This window comes from Streptomyces amritsarensis (assembly GCF_001953875.1).
Taxonomy (GTDB): Bacteria; Actinomycetota; Actinomycetes; order Streptomycetales; family Streptomycetaceae; genus Streptomyces; species Streptomyces amritsarensis.
The window spans coordinates 103159-120136 of the sequence record NZ_MQUR01000006.1 but is presented as its reverse complement, the minus strand read 5'-3'; the positions used below and the strand labels follow the sequence as shown (position 1 = coordinate 120136).

The window sequence follows — 16978 nt, the reverse complement described above, 5'->3', positions numbered from 1 at the left end:
CGCGTCAGAAGGTGTAACAGGCGCCCGGCGCGCCCGGAACGTCGTCGCGCAGTTCGAAGAACGTGCGTTCGGGAGCCGCGGTGAAGGTCCGCACGGCCGCGGCGGACACCGTGAGGCAGAACGGCTTCTCGATCGGGCTCCCGGTACTGGCGCGGTGCAGGACGAGCGTCCCCTCGTACCTGCCCGGACCGACCGTCCACGTGTGGGCGTTGAACAGGAGCGTCGGCTGCTGGGGGCTGTCCTGGGCGACCACGAGCGGGGTGGGGTCGGCGGTGCGCTGGTAGCTCAGCCGGTTGGACGCGTGGTCGTAGCTGTAGGTGCCCGATTCGTCCCAGTAGAACGCGGGGCGCGCGACCTTCGGATCGGCCGGCAGCAGCCGCAGCTCCGTGTCGGTGATGATCTCGACGTCCTCGGCGCGGACCCGGCTGGAAATCGTGGGCTGGAGGGACAGGTGCACGTTCCCTCCCGGCCCCCTCGGTTCCAGACGCACCACGTGCGGCAGTGCGACGTCCACGTCGGGTTGCCGGTGCAGGACCACGAGGTTGTAGAGGGAGACGGCCAGCGCGATCAGGCTCGCCCCCGTCGTGGTCCACAGGTGCACCGCGTCGAAGCGCCGCCGCCGCTGCGGACGGGTCTGCGCCGGGTCCGGGCCTTCAGGGCTCATGCTCCCGATTCTGCTCACGCCGGAGGGCCGGTACCGGACGGGACACGCGGGCTCCTCCGCCTGCGGCGCCGGCCGCTGCGGGCCGGGAAAATTCCCCGAAGAATTTTCCCCAGGGCTGTCGATCCGGGCGCCTCCCGTTCGACGCAAGGGTGAGAGGCGGGGAAGGACCCCGCCCCCGCGACCGAGGAGTCACCATGCCGCGCTTCCTGACGATGATCCGCATCGACGAGCAGGACCTGCCCCCCGACGAGTTCCCGCCGGAGTTCGAGCAGCGCATGGGCGCCCTGCTCGAGGAGATCACCAAGGCCGGCGTCATGCTCGACACGGCGGGACTGCTCCCCACCTCCGAGGCGACCCGCCTCAGCTGGTCCGGCGGGAAGATCAGCTACACCGACGGCCCCTTCACCGAGACCAAGGAGGTCGTCGGCGGCTACTCCCTCACCCAGTGCAAGGACAAGACCGAGGCCGTCGAATGGACCCGGCGGTTCCTGGAGATCCACCCGGCGGAATGGAACGTCAGCGCCGAGGTCCGGGAGATCCAGGAGATGTGATCCGGCGGACCGGATCCGGGAGCGGTGGTTCCGCCCGCCGTGCCTGGTTTGCCCTGCCCCGTCACGGCTGCTCTGATGGGTGGCCGTGACGGCAGTGGATACGGCCCGGGCGGTCGAAGCGGTGTTCAGGATCGAGTCGGCGCGGATCATCGCCGGCGTCACCCGCATCGTGCGGGACGTCGGCATCGCCGAGGAGATCGCACAGGACGCCCTCGTCACCGCACTGGAGCAATGGCCCGAGGCGGGTGTCCCGGACCGACCGGGCGCCTGGCTCATGGCGACCGCCAAGCACCGCGCGATCGACCTGGTCCGCCGCAAGGAGACGTACGCGCGCAAGCTCGCCGAGGTCGGCCGCACCCTGGAGGACCAGCCGCCGCCCGCCGAACCGCCCGAACCCGACGACATCGACGACGACCTGCTGCGCCTGGTCTTCACCGCCTGCCACCCCGTCCTCGCCACCGAGGCCCGCATCGCGCTCACCCTGCGCCTGATCGGGGGACTGACGACCCAGGAGATCGCCCGCGCCTTCCTCACCTCCGAGAGCACCGTCGCCCAGCGCATCGTGCGCGCCAAGCGGACCCTGGCCAAGGCCGCGGTGCCCTTCGAAGTCCCCTACGGGGCCGACCGCGACGCACGGCTCTCGTCGGTCCTGGAGGTCATCTACCTGGTGTTCAACGAGGGCTACGCGGCCACCTCCGGCGACGACCTCGTCCGGCCCGCCCTCTGCGAGGACGCCCTGCGCCTGGCCCGCGTCCTGGCGGGCCTGATGCCCGAGGAGGGCGAGGTGCACGGCCTCGCCGCGCTGCTGGAGTTCCAGGCGTCCCGGACGGCCACCCGCACCGGCCCCGGCGGCGAACCGGTGCTGCTCGCCGACCAGAACCGGGCCAGGTGGAACCGTCTGCTCATCGCCAGGGGCGCCCGGGCGATGAGCCGCGCCGGCAGCGGCCCGTACTCCCTCCAGGCCGCGATCGCCGGCTGCCACGCGGCCGCCGTCCGCTACGAGGAAACGGACTGGGCCAGGATCGCCGTCCTGTACGGACGCCTGGTCCAGCTGACCCCGTCACCGGTCGTGGAACTCAACCGGGCGGTGGCGGTCTCGATGGCCGACGGACCCGCGGCCGCCCTACCGCTCGTCGACGCCCTGGCCGGCGAACCGGCCCTGAGCGCCTACCACTTGCTGCCGAGCGTACGGGGCGACCTGCTGGAGCGCCTCGGCCGGCCGTACGAGGCCCGGGCCGAGTTCGAACGCGCGGCCTCCCTTACCCGCAACGAGCAGGAACGCACCCTGCTCCTGCGGCGTGCGGCCCGCCTCTGATCCGCGTTCCCGAGCCGCGGCCCCGAGTCGCGTTCCCGGCCCGCGGTTCAGCCGCGGCGCGCGAACGCGGCCACGTCCAGCGGGGTCGTCCGTCCCGGCCGGCGCTGCGCGGTCAGCGCGACGGGCCGGCGGAAACCGCCGCTGCGGGCGACCTCCTGGACCGTCAGGCGCAGCGCATCCTGGAAGTCGCGCATGGTCCGGCGGGCCGCCGGGGTGTCGACGTAGATGGAGTTCATGTGCAGGCCGTCCGTGTCGCGCTGGAACCACGAGCAGGCCCCGTTGGCCCGTGCCGACCACACGTGCGTGGTGGGCCGCCAGTCGTCGTGGCGCTCGGCTCCCGGGCACTTGCGCATGTCGATGTACGAGAAGAAGTTCACCGGGTACGGCCAGGAGCGGGCGGCGAACTCCTCGGGCGCCAACAGCTCCCACGCCCGCACGAACGGGACGTCGAGATGGGTCATCATCTCGGTGAACCCGGCCCGGACGGAGGCCATCACCTGGGCGAAGTCCCGGCCGGGCGAGGCGTCGAACTCGATCGGCAGGGTGTTGACGAACCAGCCCACCGAGTTCGTCCAGGTGCTCCGGCCGCGCTCGCTGACCGGCATGAAGCCCCGGTAGACGCCCGGCCCGCCGGCCTCGCGCAGACACACGGCCACCGACCCGAGCACGCCCATGAACGGCTTCCCGCCGACCGCCAGGCAGGTCTTCTCGAAGACCTCCGCCTCACCGGCGTCCAGCAGCATCGACGCCTCGTTGACGATGGGGTACATGCGGCCCGGCTCCACGCCCAGATCGAGGGGGAAGCGCGGGAAGAACTCGCCCGCCGGCCCCATGAAGGCCTTCCAGTAGTCCAGACGGCCGTCGCGGGCGTCGATGGACAGGTAGCGGCGCCGCTGCTCCTCGGCGAAGTCGAGATAGCTGGGCGCGGGCGGCAGTTCGGCGGTCCCGCCGCCGCTCAGGCCCTCGTAGGCGGTCAGCACCTCGCGGGCCACGATGGGCATCGACATGCCGTCGCAGACGATGTGGTCGAAGGCCAGGTAGACGGTCGCCGAGGCCTCGCGGACCACCGCGCCCATGATGAACAGCGGCCAGGACAGGGTGTCGATGCTCCGCTTGAAGCGCTCGACGAGGAAGTCGCTCAGCACTGCCGCGTCCTCGAAGGTGCCCACGGCCTCGGGGTCGAGGACGAGCGTGTCGGGGGCGAAGGGCTCGCAGGCCACCTCGCCGGCCAGCCTGCGGAACGCGCAGCGCAGCACCTCGTGCCGCTGGACGAAGGAGAGCAGCGACTGGGCCAGGGCCCCTTCGTCCAGCGGGCCGGCCACCTCGAAGGTGACCGCGACCCAGGACGCGACGGGGTCGTCGGCGGCCCGGCTCTCCTCGGCGACGGTGAAGTGCTTGTCCTGGTTGAAGGACGCTTTCCGGCTCGCCGGGTCACCCGGCTCCTCGGCCTGCGCCGCTGTGGACCTGAGCCGCCACTCGACCACCCTGCCGGGTGCCACGTGGTGCGTCTCCAGAGGAAACTGCCGCATACCGCCATCCCTTCGCCCCCCGAGTCAACCCCCAGGCCCTAACGACCCCCGGCCCGGGGAGGTGACGGAATCGACCCTGCGGGGCGGGCGGTGCGGTCGCAGGGGGTGTTCCCCGCCTGCGGGAAGCGGCCTCGAAGAGGGGTTAGCCGTCGATCTCCGTGCCCGGCGGGCCGCCGTTGCTCCCTCCTCGTCCGTCCGGTTGCGGGGGAGCAGCCGACGGAGCCCCGGACACCGGCCGCATCCGCAACGCGTCCCCGCGCGGCGGCTATTCGGTGTGCAGAGCCGCCGCGATCGTCGTCCGGGCCGCCGCCCGGGCCGGAACCAGCGCGCCCGCGACGGCGATCGCCACCCCCGCGAGCAGCAGGCCGGACAACTGCGGCGCGCCCCACACGTCCTTCATCCGCTCGGGGAAGGAGATGATCCCGACGTTGTCCACGACCAGCCGGTGGGCGAGCATCCCGAGCGGGATGCCCAGCAGCCCGCCGACCGCGCCCACCCCCGCGGCCGAGGTCACGGTCATCGTCACCACCTGCCGTGGTGTCATCCCGATGGATTTGAGCATGCCGAGATCCCGGCGGCGCTCCCGGGTGCCCAGGAGCACGGTGTTGAAGACGCCGAGCGACGCGACGGCGCTCAGCAGGACCGTGAACACCGTGGAGAAGGCGACGACGGTGGTGGTGGCGGTGTTGCCCGAGTCCGACACCGAGGCGCGCATCCCCGGGTCGGCGGCCTCGGCCGCCGCGGCGTACGCCCGGGCGTCGGCTCCGGGAGCGAGCCGCACCTCGTACTCGACGGCGCGGGCGTCCGGCGCCAGGGGCAGGAGGGTGTCCCAGGAGGCCTCCAGGGCACGGGCGTCGCCCTCGATGAGCTTGCCCACGACGGTCGCGGAGGTCTGCCTGCCGCCCAGCGCCAGGGTGACCCGGTCGCCGAGCCGCAGCCCGTTCTGCGTCAGGAAGGCCGGTCCGGCGACGAGCTCGCCGGCCGCCCCGGGCATCCGGCCTTCGGCGATCCGGGCGGCGGAGGAGGAGTCGTCCCCGCGGTAGAAGTCGGCGAAGGCCGGCCGGCTCTGCCCGACGAGGGTCACCTGGGCCAGTGCTCGGGCCCGTACTCCCGCCGCGCCGGGCAGGGACCGCAGCCTTTCCTCGATCCGGGCGTCGCCCGCCAGGGGAGCGGCCCGGCCGTTGGCGGGCCCGCCGGCTTCCACCCTGACCAGCGCGCCGCCGCCGTGTCCGGCCTCGCTGTACGCGAGCATCGTGCTGGTCAGCCCGGTCGCCAGGGTCACCGTGGTGACGCCGAGGACGATGGCCGTCAGCGTCAGCAGCGTGCGGCCGGGGCGGGCGAACGGCTGGCCCAGGCCCATGCTCACGGCGCGGGGGAGCCTGCTGCCTCCGAGGAGGCGCTGGACGCGCAGTCCGCGGCCCGTCAGCGGGGCGGCGCCCGCGCTGATCGCCCGGGCCGCGGGCAGCCTGTGCGCCCGCAGCGCGGGAACCAGTGCGGTGAGCAGCACGAGGGCGGGCATCCCCAGCAGGCAGACGACCGACACCCACCACGAGACGCCGCCGACGGCGGCCCGGCCGGTCTCGATGCCGGAGAACGCGATCCTCAGGATCGGCTCCGCCAGCGCGTTGCCGAGCAGGGTGCCGGCCGCGGAGCCGACCAGGGCCGGCACAGCCATCATCGCCAGGTAGACGGCGACCACCTGGTTCGGGGTGAAACCCAGCGCCTTGAGCACGCCGATGTGCCGGTAGCCGGAGACGACCGCCCCGCTGACGACGTTCCCGACGATCAAGGCGGACACCAACAGTCCGAGGACGCCGAAGAGCGTCATGAAGGGGAGGTAGGCGTCGGCCAGCGACGAGAAGGCCTTCCTCAGCTCGAGGTGGGTGTGCGCACTGGTCACGGCCCCCTCGGGCAGTCCGGCCGTGGCCCGGGCCAGTGCGTCGCCCAGCCGCGCCTGCGTCGAGGAGTCGGTGAAGCGGTACAGCATCTGCGCGGCGGTCGGGCGCAGCACGGTCATCTGCTCCGGCGAGACCCAGGCGTCCGCCGACCTGCCCATGCCCGCCGCGAACCCCACGACCCGCAACGGCGCCGATCCGGGGACGTCCAGCGTGGTTCCGAGCAGCTGCGGCCCGGGTGTGCCCGCGGACGGCCACGCGATGACGATCTCGCCCGGCGCGGTAGCCCAGCGGCCCTCCAGGACCTCGACCCGGTCGACCGGGCCGCCCGGGTCGGCCCGCCCCACCACCCGCAGGGAGCCGCCGGGCATCCAGAGCCGGCCCTCGGCCACCTCCAGGACGCCCTGCCCGAACGGCCCCGCCGCGGCGCTCACGCCGGGCTGCCGGGCGGTCTGCGCCAGCTGCTCCGAAGTGACCTTCGCCGTGTCGAACACCGCGACGGTGTGCGGGCCGCGCTGGGCGGCGTACGCCTTGTCGAAGGGGCTGGTGGCGACGTCGAGCAGGCCCAGCGCGAGCAGGACGGTCGTGGTCGAGCAGAGCACGACCAGCCCGATGACGAAGGTCTGCATCCTGCGGCGCTTCACGGCCGCGCGGGAAGCCCGCCACACGGCGCTCACGCGGTCGCCTCCAGCACGCTCTGCCGGGCGACCCGGCCGTCGGCGACCTCGACCAGGCGGCTGGCGCAACGGGTGGCGAGCTCCGGATCATGCGTGACGATCAGCAGCGTCTGGCCGATCTGGTTGAGGTCGATGAGCAGGTCCATCACCTGCTCGCCGGAGCGGCTGTCGAGGGCGCCGGTCGGCTCGTCCGCGAGCAGCAGCGCCGGACGGTTCATCAGGGCGCGTGCCACGGCCACGCGTTGGCGCTCGCCGCCGCTCAGCGTCGCCGGGTAGTTGTTGCGGCGGTCGGCCACGCCGAGCTCGTCGAGGAGCTCCAGGGCCCGCCGGCGCGCCTGCCGGGCCGGGGTGCCCGTCAACTGGGCGGCCAGCGCCACGTTGTCCAGGGCGGGCAGGTCGTCGATGAGGTTGAAGAACTGGAAGACCATGCCGATGTGCCGGCGCCGGAACAGCGCCAGCCCCGTCTCGCTGAGCCCGCCCAGGTCATGGCCCTGCACCTCGACGGTGCCCGACGTCGGCCGGTCCAGCCCGGCCACCATGTTGAGCAGGGTGGACTTGCCGCAGCCGGAAGGTCCCATCACGGCCACCGCGTCACCCGCCCGGATCTCCAGGGAGAGGCCGTCCAGGGCCTTCGCGTCGCCGTACTCCTTGTGCACGTCGTCCAGTCGGACGACGACCTGCGGTGCGCTGTCGTGATCGGTTGTCATGGCCCCGAACCTAGGTCGGCGGCCGGGCGCGGGGCGTCAGCCCCCGGATGTAAGCGCCGGCGCAGGTCATCCCGGGGATGTACACGGTTCGTCCGGCAGAATGACACCGGGGCATCACGGGTGGGGAGTTGAGGGTGGGACAGATCATCGCGACGGCCGTCGCCTGCGTCGCTGCGGCAGCGGCCGGCGTCCTGGGCGTGGCCCTGCTGCGCGCCCGGCGCGGCCACCGGACGGCGCTCGAAGAGCGCGGCTGGCTGCTGGAACGGGAACGGGAGAGCGCGGCCCGCAGCGCGGTCGACGCCGAACGGGCCAGGATCGCGGCCGAACTCCACGACATCGTCAGCCACAACGTCAGCCTGATGGTGGTCCAGGCCGGGGCGGCCCGCGAGGTGCTCACCACCCTGCCGGAGGAGGCGGCGGCCGCCATGGGCGCCGTCGAACGGGCCGGGCGGAACACGATGACAGAACTGCGCCACCTGCTGGGACTGCTCGCGCCCGCACAGGACGGCGCGGACGCCCCCTACGAGGAGCAGGTGGCCGCGGCCGCCCGGCTGTCGCCGCAGCCCAGCCTGACCCGGCTCAGCGCGCTCGTCGACCGCTTCGCCTTCGCGGGCCTGCCGGTGGAGGTGCGCGTGTCCGGTGACCCGTGCCCCCTCCCGGCCGGGATCGACGTCACGGCGTACCGGATCATCCAGGAAGCGCTCACGAACGCGCTCAAACACGGAGAGGGAGGCAGGACACAGGTGACGGTCCGGTACGCGGAACACGCCTTGCGCGTGGAGGTGTTGAGCGGCGCGGCGAGCGGGCCCCCGGCGGGTGGACCCGGCCCCGGCCCGCACACCGGGGGCCGGAGCGCACCCAGGGCCGAGGGCACCGGGCGGGGCCTGCTCGGCCTGCGCGAACGGGTTGCGGTCTACGGCGGCGACCTCGACGCCCGCCGCCGCCTCGGCGGCGGCTACCGGGTGCGCGCCCGCCTCCCCCTGGACCGGCCGTGACCGCGCCCGCAGCGCCCGGCGGGCCGGCGCCCCGCGTGCTGATCGCCGACGACCAGGACCTGGTCCGCACCGGCTTCCGGCTGATCCTGACGGCCCGCGGGATCGACGTCGTCGGCGTCGCCGCCGACGGCGCGGAGGCCGTCGCCCAGGTGCGCCGCCTGCGTCCCGACGTCGTCCTGCTCGACATCCGCATGCCCGTCATGGACGGCCTGGAGGCCGCCCGGCGGATCCTCGCCGAGGCCCCCGGCAGCCGCGTGATCATGCTGACCACCTTCGACCTCGACCAGTACGTGTACGCCGCCCTCGCCGCCGGGGCCAGCGGCTTCCTCCTCAAGGACGTCACCCCCGAACACCTCGCCGCCGCCGTCCGCCTGGTCGGCACCGGCGACGCCCTGCTCGCCCCGTCGATCACCCGCCGCCTGGTGGAGCGCTGCGCCCCGGGCGCGGCCGCGTCCGACCGCGTCGCGACGGCCGACACCCACCGCGGGCTGGCCGCCCTGACCCCGCGCGAACGCGAGGTGCTGACCCTGATGGGCCACGGTCGCTCCAACTCCGAACTGGCCGAGGAGCTGACGCTCAGCGAAGCCACCGTGAAGACCCACGTGGCCCGCATCTTCGCGAAGCTGTCGCTGCGCGACCGTGCCCAGGCCGTGGTCCTCGCCTACGAGACCGGCCTCGTGACACCCGGTTCGGGGGGCTGAATCCGCCGACACGGCACCAGCCGGGCCATCACGGCGGGCGGCAGCGAGGGATTGGCGGCGAGGCCACACAGGAGGTGGCTCAGGGACGGGCTCCGATCTGCGTGCGGGTGCCGGTGCCTGTGCCTGTGCTGCCGGTACCGGTGCCGGTGGCGGTGGTGGCGGCGGCCGCGAGGGCTTCGGCCAGCGCCTCGGCGCAGGGGTTCGCGCGGCGCCGGCGCGGCAGGACCAGGCCGATGTGCCGGGCCGGACGCGGGGGTTCGACCCGGACCGCGACCACCTCCGGCGCACCGGCCAGCGCGACCTGCGGGACGAGGGAGACCCCGACCCCCGCCGCGACCAGTGTCTGGGCGAAGAAGTAGTCGGTGGTGGAGGCCCCCACGCGCAGGTCGAAACCGGCGAGCTCCGCGTACCGGCGCAGGAAGGCCTCCGTCTTGAGGCAGCCCAGCACCCACCGGTCGCCGGACAGCTCGCCGAGGTCCACCGAGGACCGGCCGGCCAGGCGGTGGCCGCGCGGCAGCACCAGCCACAGCGGATCCTCCATCAGCGGCCGCCAGCCGAGGCCCGTGCTCCCACCCGGCCGCACCGGCGGCGGCCCGTCGAAGTGGTAGGCCAGCGCGAGATCCGCCGCACCGCCGCGCACCATCGGCACGGCGTCCTCCGGTTCGCTCTCCCGTACCGTCAGCTCCACCTCCGGATGTGCTTCCACGAACCGGGAGAGCGCCGCCGGCAGCAGGTGACGGCCCCCGCTGGTGAACGTGGCGACGGTCAGCCGCGGCCGATCCTGCGCCAGCCGGTCGATCGCCCGGCGGACCTGGTCCAGTTCGGCGGAGATCGTCTCCGCCGCCTCCACCAGCAACCGCCCCGGCTCCGTGAGCGTGACACCGCGCGTGCTGCGCACCGCCACCGGGTGGCCGAGCGTGCGCTCCAGCGCCGCGATGTGCTGGGAGACGGCCGACGGGGTCAGCAGCAGCGCCCCCGCCGCCTTGTTGAAGCTGCCGTGCTCGGCCACGGCCCGCAGGACGCGCAACCGCTGCACATCGATCATCAGTTTTCCTTACGACCCGTTCAGCAGCCGATCGGTTCCGCTGGGGACGATACAACGCGAGAGTCGGACGCATGAAGCGGATACTTGTCATCGGCGGCAGCCGGTACTTCGGGAAGTCCCTGGTCGCGCGGTTGCGTGACGAGGGGAACACGGTCACGGTCCTCAACCGGGGCTCCAGCGCCCCGCCGCCGGGCGTCGGCCGCCTCCTCGCCGACCGCGACGACGAGGCCGGGCTGCGGGCGGCCCTCGGCCGACGCGACTTCGACGTGGTCGTCGACCAGGTCTGCTACACGCCGCTCCAGGCCGCCGTCGCCCGCCGGGTGTTCACCGGGAGGACCGGGCGCTACGTGATGACCTCGACGATGGAGGTCTACGACCCGGCCACCCTCCCGGCCGGCTCCGCGCCGCACACCGTGCCCGTCGCCGAGGAGTCCCTGGACCCCGCGCGCCCGCCGTTCGGATCCGGGCCGGAGGCCGGCCGCCCCGCACGGGCCGGCGCCGCCCACGCCTACGCGGAGGGCAAGCGGCGGGCCGAGGCCGTCTTCCTGCGCGAGCCGCCCTTCCCGTACGTCACCGTGCGGACCGCGCACGTCCTCGGCGGCGGCCGCGCGGAGTTCACCGGGCGCCTCGCGCACTACGTGGAGCGGATCGGGGCCGGGACCCCGGTCGATGTCCACGAAGCCCCGTACGGCACGTCGTTCATTCACCACCTGGAGATGGCCGACTTCCTGCGGTGGACGGCGGGGCAGACCTTCACCGGGCCCGTCAACGCCGCCTCGCACGGTGCACCGGACGTCCACGCGCTGTGCGCGGCGGTCGGGGAACAGCTCGGACGACGGCCCCGCCACCGGGTCGTCGAAGCCGGCGCCGACGCCTCGCCCTTCTCCTTCGACCGCGCCTACGCCATGGACAACAGCCGGGCCACGGCCCTGGGCTTCACCTTCGGCCGGGTCGCCGACTGGCTGCCCGGCGCGGTCGCCGAGACCGCACGCGACACCCCCTGACGGGCCGGCCGCCGCCCCGTCGCGGAACTGCCGCGTCAGGACGCCGACAGGCCGAGGATCTCCAGGATGCCCTCGGCGTACGCCGCCGTCCCGGATCCCGGTACGGCGGCCAGCTCCTGGCGGAAACCGTCCACACCGGTCCGGATGAACGCGGCGCACTGCCCGTGCAGCCCCGCCTCGTGCGTGCCGCCGTCGTCCACCGTGCACAGCAGCGCCAGCAGGGTCCACAGCAGCGCCTCGCGGGTCGCCCGCCGGGGAGGACCCGCCGACCACACCGCCATCAGCACGGCACACACCGCCGGAGCGGGCGGTTTCAGATGCTGTGCGAAGAAGGCGTGGCCCTCCAGCGCATGGAACGCTGCGGGATGCCCCTCGGCGGCGTCGCGCACGGCATCCACCAGATGGCCGGCGGACCGGCCGCAGCCGCACTCGATGCCCTCCCAGTCGTGCCGGGCGATCTCCGCCATCACGGAGTCCGGAACCATCGGGCTGCGCGGCAGCGCATTCAGACGCCGCAGAACGTGCGGCTGCTTCTCACTCCCCCTCATGCGCCACAGTATGAGCCAGGGCGGATCGTGCAGCGAGAGGGGGCGGAACCGGATCACCCGGTCGGCCGTCCCAGACCCCGTGCAGATGAGACGAAGGATCCTGATACTGCTGTTCGCCCTGCTCGCGACCCAGGTGGGCGCGCTGGTCAACCCGGCCTACGCGTGCGGCTGCGGAGCGATGATCCCCGACAGCCGGTCGCGCATCGGCGTCGACCGGGAGACCTCCGTCGTGCGCTGGGACGGGCGTACGGAACAGATCGTGATGCGTTTCACCGTCGCCGGCAACGCACAGCGGGCCGCCTGGATCATGCCGGTGCCGGGACGGGCCACGGTGGAGCTGGGCGACGGGGACATGTTCGACGAACTACGCGATCTGACCCGGCCCGAGCGCAGGACCCGCAGCCATTTCTGGCCGCGCGAAGGCGACTGGCCCTTCTCCCGCCACACGGGCGACAGCGCGGGCGCCCCGGCGCCCGGCGCCGCACCGTCCGTGGGCGTGGTCGGCCGCGAGCAGCTCGGCGACTTCGACGTCGCCAGGCTCACCGCCACCGACCCCGACGCCCTGAGGAACTGGCTGGAGAGCAACGGCTTCCAGCTCCCCGAACGCCTCGCCACCGAGGTCAAGCCGTACGTCGACCAGCGCTGGGAGTACGTGGCGATACGGCTCGCCCCGCGCGGCGGCCAGGGCAGGGTGCTCCGGGGCGACCTGGACCCGCTGAAGATCCGCTTCGACAGCGACCGGCTGGTCTACCCGATGCGGCTCTCCCGCATGGCCAGGACGCCGCAGTCGCTGGGCCTGTACGTGCTGGCGGACCACCGCATGGAGCCCGCCACCTCGATCGGCGGCTCCGCGCCGAGGGTGACGTTCGCGGGAACCATCCACCCCGAGGACGGCCCGCTCGCCGCCCTCGCCGACGCGAAGCCGGTGTTCCTGACGGCGATCGAGCAGGAGTTCCCGGAGCCGGGCCGCATCGACGCCGACCACGAACTGCGCGCGACCCCGAAGGACACGCCGTACCGCCGGGTCGTCCACCGCGACGAGCTGCTCACGGTCGGGGGCGGCATCCCGCTCTGGCTCCTGACGGTCGCGGCGGGCGCCGTGGCCCTCGCGTCCGCCGCCTACGTACGGACCCGCCGCCGGCCCGCCGGGCCCACTGCCTAGCCGGGGAAGCTGCGCCGTACGGATGGACTCGGGCCGTACAGCGCCGGGTACGGGCCTTCGCCGTGCGAAGCGCCCTACCTTCGCACTGCTTCCTCCACCCTCCACGAAAGGCAGTGACTCGTGCGTTCGATCCGTTGCGCCCTGACCGCTCTCGCCGCCGGCGGCATCATCCTGGCGGGCGCGTCCGCGGCCTCCGCCGACGACACCTTCACCATCTACGCCCCGGTCAGCAACACGTACTCCATCGTCTTCGGCGACCTGAGCCAGGTCGCCGGCGACGACGTCTTCAACGCCGGCCGCGACAACACCGTCGGCTCCCACAACGGCGCGGCGCCGGCCGGCGACATCGGCATGGCGGCCCTGCCGGGCACGCAGGTCCTGAGCAACGAGGCCATGATGCACGGTGCGGCCGGCCAGTGGACGGGCAGCATCCTCGGCAAGTGAGTCCCGGCTTCTCCGCCCCTCACCGGGGCGGGGAAGCCCCCCCGCCGGGGCGGCGGGAGTCGCATACCGGCACGGCGCCGCCTCGGTCGCACGGCGCCGCGGTGGGCGCCCGGCGCAGCCGCAGGTTCGCCCCGCCCCGGGCCGGGGCGGCCTTGGGCCGCGGCGGCCGAGTCGTGCGCTTCCGCCCCGCTTTCGGGCCGCCGCGGGGGCGTCCCACGGCCTGCCGATGCCGCCGTCCCGGCAGCAGCCGGGCCCGCCCGTCACCGCATGGGCGGCGGCACGGTGTAGTTCGGAATCGACGGGTCCTTCGTGCGCCGGGCCGCCGGTGGCCGAAGGCCGCGGCGCCGCGGCCGGCGTCGACGGCGTCGCGGACGGCTCGGCGGTCCCCGGCTCCGAGGGGGAGGGCGGCGGTTCGGCCACCGGCGGCGTCGAGGCGGGAGCCGGCGCGGTCGGCTTCGCGCCGGCCGGCTCGCCCGAGCAGCCGCCCAGCGCCAGGGCGCCCGCCAGCGCCACCGCCGCGGCACCCGTCACCGCGCCCCTGCCACCCACAGCCATCACCCACCCCGTCCCGGCACGGTCCGTCCGCCCCCGGGTCGGATGATGCCGGCCCACAGGGGCGCACCGCATCCGGGCGCGCGCCCCCCGCCGTACCCGCAACGTGTGGAAACGGCCCGATTCGTGCTCTCGGGAGTGACACCAGCGGCGTCTGCAGCGCTGAGGGGCATGGGTCGCCATCCGGTGACCGGGTCACCGCCACGACGTCCGACACCCGTCGCCCGATCCCCAGAGGCCACGACGCATGCACCCAGCCCCAGGCGCCCACGACGAGGACACGTTGGAGCTCTTCCTCGGTGACGTGTCCGCCGCCCGCACGGCGCCGGGACCGCCGGACCCTCCCCGCGCCGAGGCACCCGTGTTCGTGGACAGCTCCGGGCGCAGGCAGCGGTGGGTGCGCCGATGGGGCCGACTCCTGGTGATACCGGCCGCCGCCTACGTCATCCTGCTCCTGAGCACGCTGATGGGCGGCCCCACCTTCCCCTCGCCGTTCCTGCCCTCCGCCCAGTCCCCGCACACCCCGGCGCCCGGGGAGCCGGCCAAGGCCGGGACGACCGGCCCGTCCCCCCGCGGCACGGCGGGCGGAACCCCCCGGGCCACCCCGGCCGCCTCACGGCCCAGCGCGCCCGCGCCGGCCGCCACCGCGGGCAGCAGGACCCCCGGCACCGGACCGGCGCCGACGCAGTCGACCGACGGGCCGGGGAACCCGGCCGAGGCGTCCCCGGGCGGCCGCGGCCGCTTCACCACGCCGCCCGGTCAGGGCGGCGGCAAACCCACGGGCCGGCCCTGAGCCTGCGGGCCGGCACCGTCCACACCGCCCGTACCGCACCGCCCGCCGCAGCAGTCAGGAAGCCCCACCCCGTGTCGAAGAACCGCCGCCGCCGCCCGCAGGGCAGGCACACCTCCGTACGCGATGTCCCCCTGCGTACTCACTGGTTGCTGCTCACCACCCTCGTGCTGACGCTTTCGGCGGCGCTGCTCCTCGAGGGCTACACCCAGCACCTGTTCGACGAGCGCCCCGACGGGGCTCCCCGCCGGCAGGCGGCCGCGACGTCCGTACCGGCCGCGATCGGCTCCGGCGGCCCGGTCATCGAGGGGGCGGCCGGCCGGACCGCCACCCCGGCACCCCGCACGATCGCCCTGACCTTCGACGACGGCCCCGACCCCGTCTGGACCCCGAAGATCCTCGACGTGCTGCGCCGCAACGGGGTGCCCGCGACGTTCTTCACCGTCGGTACCCGCGTCGCCGAGAACCCGGACCTGGCCCGCCGAATCGTCGCCGAGGGCCACCAGATCGGCCTGCACGGCTTCACGCACACCGACCTCGGCGCCGTGTCCGCCTGGCGCCGCTCCCTGGAGCTGCGCGAGACCCAGCTCGTCATCGCCGGCGCCACCGGGGTCACCACGCCCCTGCTGCGCCCGCCGTACTCCTCCACCGGCAAAGCGCTGGGCGACGCCGACTGGGACGCGGTCGTCCAGGCCGGGGAGGAGGGGTACCTGACCGTCCTGACGACCCTGGACAGCCAGGACTGGCGCCGCCCCGGCGTCGAAGCGATCGTCGCCGCCGCCACCCCCGCCGACTCCGCCGGCCAGGTCGTGCTGCTGCACGACGCCGGCGGGGACCGCTCCCAGACGGTGGCCGCGCTCGAACAGCTCGTGCCGCGGCTGAAGGCGTCCGGCTGGACGTTCGCCACCGTGGGCGACGCGGTCGCCCTCCCCACCGCCGTGCGGAGCGCCGACACCGCCGACCGGTGGCAGGGCATGGCACTGATCGCCGCACTCCGCACCAGCGGCTGGATCCTCGACGTGCTGTCGTGGCTGCTGTGGGCGGCGGGCGCGATCAGCCTGCTCCGCGCGGTCGCCGTGTTCGTCGCCGCCCGGCGGCACGTGCGGATGCGGCGCAGGCCCTGGGGCGCTGCGGTGACCGAGCCGGTGAGCGTCATCGTGCCCGCGTACAACGAGAGCGCCGGGATCGAGGCGGCCGTCCGCTCCCTGCTCGCCTCCGACCACCCCGTCGAGGTCATCGTGGTCGACGACGGCTCCACCGACGGCACGGCCGACATCGTGGAGGCGCTCCGGCTGCCCGGCGTACGGGTCATCCGGCAGCAGAACGCGGGCAAGCCGGCCGCCCTGAACACGGGGATAGCGGCGGCCTCCTGCAACCTGCTCGTCATGGTCGACGGCGACACCGTCTTCGAACCGGACGCGGTCCGCATGCTCGTCCAGCCCTTCGCCCAGCGCAGGGTCGGCGCGGTCTCCGGCAACGCCAAGGTCGTCAACCGGGGAGGCCTGCTCGGCCGGTGGCAGCACATCGAGTACGTCGTCGGATTCAACCTCGACCGCCGTCTGTTCGACCTCGCGGAGTGCATGCCCACCGTCCCCGGCGCGGTCGGGGCGTTCCGCCGCGAGGCCCTGCTGCGGGTGGGCGGTGTCAGCGACGCCACGCTGGCCGAGGACACCGATCTGACCATGGCCCTGTGCCGGGACGGCTGGCGCGTGGTCTACGAGGAGCGGGCCAAGGCCTGGACCGAAGCCCCCGCATCGCTGGGCGCCCTGTGGAAGCAGCGCTACCGGTGGTGCTACGGCACCCTGCAGGCCATGTGGAAGCACCGCGGGGCACTCGCCCAGCGCGGCCAGGCCGGCAAGCTCGGCCGCCGCGGCCTGGTCTACCTCCTGATGTTCCAGGTCCTGCTGCCGCTGCTCGCTCCCGTCGTGGACGTCTTCGCCGTCTACGGGCTGGTCTTCCTCGACCCGTTGCGCATCCTCGGTCTGTGGACGGCCTTCCTGCTGCTCCAGGTGCTGATGGGCGTGTACGCGTTCCGGCTGGACGGCGAACGTCCCGGCCCGCTCTGGAGCCTGCCCCTCCAGCAGTTCGTCTACCGCCAGCTCATGTACCTGGTCGTGATCCAGTCCGTCTTCACCGCCGTGGCCGGCTCCCGCCTGCGCTGGCAGCGCATGGAGCGCTACGGCAGCCTCCAGGTGCCCGTCGGCCCGTCGGAACCCCCGGCCGAGCCGCAGTTCGTGACCGCGGCCCCGCCGGCCGCCGAGATCCGGCCCGAGCCCTGGCCGGATCCCGCCGGCCCGTACGGGGGTTACGACACGGACCCCTGGGCGCCCCACCCCGCGGCGCCGGGCCCGCAGAACCACATCTGGCCGTCCCCGCAGGGGCATCCGTACCCGTAGCGG

16 protein-coding genes are annotated in these 16978 nt (G+C 74.1%); 10 read left to right on the top strand and 6 right to left on the bottom strand.

The annotated features are described in order from the left end of the window. Nucleotides 1–4: 4 nt before the first annotated feature. A complete protein-coding gene (locus AVW11_RS04720) occupies nucleotides 5–664 on the bottom strand; it encodes a hypothetical protein (RefSeq protein WP_076043336.1) in 660 nt (219 codons plus the stop codon). A gap of 194 nt (nucleotides 665–858) precedes the next feature. Between AVW11_RS04720 and AVW11_RS04715 the strand changes: the two genes are divergently transcribed. Beyond that, the gene (locus AVW11_RS04715) at nucleotides 859–1215 is read left to right on the top strand and encodes a YciI family protein (protein ID WP_076043335.1); all 357 of its coding nucleotides are present in this window, start codon (nucleotides 859–861) and stop codon (nucleotides 1213–1215) included. Between the two features lie 94 nt (nucleotides 1216–1309). After that, nucleotides 1310–2530: an RNA polymerase sigma factor gene (locus AVW11_RS04710; protein WP_076043334.1), complete on the top strand. Its 1221-nt coding sequence runs from the start codon at nucleotides 1310–1312 to the stop codon at nucleotides 2528–2530. 47 nt (nucleotides 2531–2577) lie between these two features. Here the strand turns inward: AVW11_RS04710 and AVW11_RS04705 are convergent, their stop codons facing one another. The 3 genes from AVW11_RS04705 to AVW11_RS04695 form a co-directional block, all read right to left on the bottom strand. Further along, complete coding sequence (locus AVW11_RS04705; RefSeq protein ID WP_076043333.1) at nucleotides 2578–4059, bottom strand: condensation domain-containing protein; 1482 nt, start codon at nucleotides 4057–4059, stop codon at nucleotides 2578–2580. Between the two features lie 265 nt (nucleotides 4060–4324). Continuing rightward, entirely contained in the window at nucleotides 4325–6631 is a 2307-nt protein-coding gene (locus tag AVW11_RS04700; RefSeq protein ID WP_076043332.1) for an ABC transporter permease, read from the bottom strand. Then, nucleotides 6628–7338, bottom strand: a complete 711-nt coding sequence (locus AVW11_RS04695; RefSeq protein ID WP_030848499.1) for an ABC transporter ATP-binding protein — start codon at nucleotides 7336–7338, stop codon at nucleotides 6628–6630. Before AVW11_RS04695 ends, AVW11_RS04700 begins: the two co-directional genes overlap by 4 nt. 134 nt (nucleotides 7339–7472) lie before the next feature. Here AVW11_RS04695 and AVW11_RS04690 point away from each other — a divergent pair, with 134 nt between their 5' ends. Both AVW11_RS04690 and AVW11_RS04685 read left to right on the top strand, forming a co-directional pair. Then, entirely contained in the window at nucleotides 7473–8333 is an 861-nt protein-coding gene (locus AVW11_RS04690) for a sensor histidine kinase (RefSeq protein ID WP_030848497.1), read from the top strand. Beyond that, the gene (locus AVW11_RS04685; protein ID WP_076043331.1) at nucleotides 8330–9034 is read left to right on the top strand and encodes a response regulator; all 705 of its coding nucleotides are present in this window, start codon (nucleotides 8330–8332) and stop codon (nucleotides 9032–9034) included. Before AVW11_RS04690 ends, AVW11_RS04685 begins: the two co-directional genes overlap by 4 nt. Nucleotides 9035–9113: 79 nt before the next feature. Here the strand turns inward: AVW11_RS04685 and AVW11_RS04680 are convergent, their stop codons facing one another. After that, nucleotides 9114–10079: a LysR family transcriptional regulator gene (locus AVW11_RS04680; protein WP_079250512.1), complete on the bottom strand. Its 966-nt coding sequence runs from the start codon at nucleotides 10077–10079 to the stop codon at nucleotides 9114–9116. A gap of 71 nt (nucleotides 10080–10150) precedes the next feature. Between AVW11_RS04680 and AVW11_RS04675 the strand changes: the two genes are divergently transcribed. Then, on the top strand, nucleotides 10151–11083 hold the full coding sequence (locus tag AVW11_RS04675; protein ID WP_076043330.1) for an NAD-dependent epimerase/dehydratase family protein: 933 nt from the start codon (nucleotides 10151–10153) through the stop codon (nucleotides 11081–11083). A gap of 35 nt (nucleotides 11084–11118) precedes the next feature. Here the strand turns inward: AVW11_RS04675 and AVW11_RS04670 are convergent, their stop codons facing one another. Beyond that, on the bottom strand, nucleotides 11119–11631 hold the full coding sequence (locus AVW11_RS04670) for a hypothetical protein (RefSeq protein ID WP_143568806.1): 513 nt from the start codon (nucleotides 11629–11631) through the stop codon (nucleotides 11119–11121). Between the two features lie 85 nt (nucleotides 11632–11716). On the opposite strand from AVW11_RS04670, the gene AVW11_RS04665 reads away from it, so the two are divergent. From AVW11_RS04665 to AVW11_RS04645, 5 genes are all read left to right on the top strand, one after another. Beyond that, entirely contained in the window at nucleotides 11717–12793 is a 1077-nt protein-coding gene (locus AVW11_RS04665; protein WP_060179782.1) for a DUF2330 domain-containing protein, read from the top strand. 120 nt (nucleotides 12794–12913) lie between these two features. Then, nucleotides 12914–13237: a hypothetical protein gene (locus AVW11_RS04660; protein ID WP_030848480.1), complete on the top strand. Its 324-nt coding sequence runs from the start codon at nucleotides 12914–12916 to the stop codon at nucleotides 13235–13237. 325 nt (nucleotides 13238–13562) lie between these two features. Continuing rightward, nucleotides 13563–13838 (top strand): hypothetical protein, encoded by a 276-nt coding sequence (locus AVW11_RS04655; protein WP_030848477.1) that lies wholly within the window; start codon nucleotides 13563–13565, stop codon nucleotides 13836–13838. A 198-nt stretch (nucleotides 13839–14036) separates the two neighbouring features. After that, nucleotides 14037–14582 carry a hypothetical protein gene (locus AVW11_RS37650; RefSeq protein WP_167389205.1) on the top strand — a complete coding sequence of 182 codons (546 nt, stop codon included), beginning with the start codon at nucleotides 14037–14039 and terminating at the stop codon, nucleotides 14580–14582. A 71-nt stretch (nucleotides 14583–14653) separates the two neighbouring features. Continuing rightward, nucleotides 14654–16975 (top strand): bifunctional polysaccharide deacetylase/glycosyltransferase family 2 protein, encoded by a 2322-nt coding sequence (locus AVW11_RS04645; protein WP_234362310.1) that lies wholly within the window; start codon nucleotides 14654–14656, stop codon nucleotides 16973–16975. The last annotated feature ends 3 nt before the right edge of the window (nucleotides 16976–16978 follow it).